This is a genomic window from Macrococcus hajekii (assembly GCF_004359505.1).
Taxonomy (GTDB): Bacteria; Bacillota; Bacilli; order Staphylococcales; family Staphylococcaceae; genus Macrococcus; species Macrococcus hajekii.
Window position 1 is genome coordinate 1 of record NZ_SCWE01000017.1, and the last position, 481, is coordinate 481.

The 481-nt window shown below is 47.0% G+C and carries 1 protein-coding gene; it reads right to left on the bottom strand.

The window, feature by feature from the left end; all coding sequences use genetic code 11:
• The coding region (locus tag ERX37_RS11155) for a cation:dicarboxylate symporter family transporter (RefSeq protein WP_133430744.1) at nucleotides 1–481 on the bottom strand (481 nt) is incomplete at both ends.

Here is a 481-nt window from a genome sequence, read left to right on the forward strand (position 1 = left end):
ATCTTACACATAGCGGCAACCGTACCGAGTACAACGATGATAAAGAAAATCATGGAACCGATGACAACAAGCGCTAATTTAAGCAATGGAATTAATGCATCGATACCGAAAGTCATGACAGTGACAGCCATGAATGCGAATACACCGATCGGAGCGTATTTCATGATCTGATTCGTCATCCAGAAGATGACATCCAGAACACCTTCCAGGAGCAGCTTAACAGGTTCAGCGCGTTTGCCCACTGCTGCGATCCCCAGTCCGAAGAACACAGAGAAGAAGATCACAGGCAGCAGCTGACCTTGTGCCATCGCATCAATGATATTGGTCGGGATAATGCCGACAATCGTATCGATCATATGGTTGCCATATGTAGAATGCGCAGCCGCTTCAGCATTTGTCGTATATTTTGAGACATCGCCTTTCGGCAGTTTAGTCGGATCGATCCCTGACCCCGGCTTGAAGATATTGGCAAAGATGATGC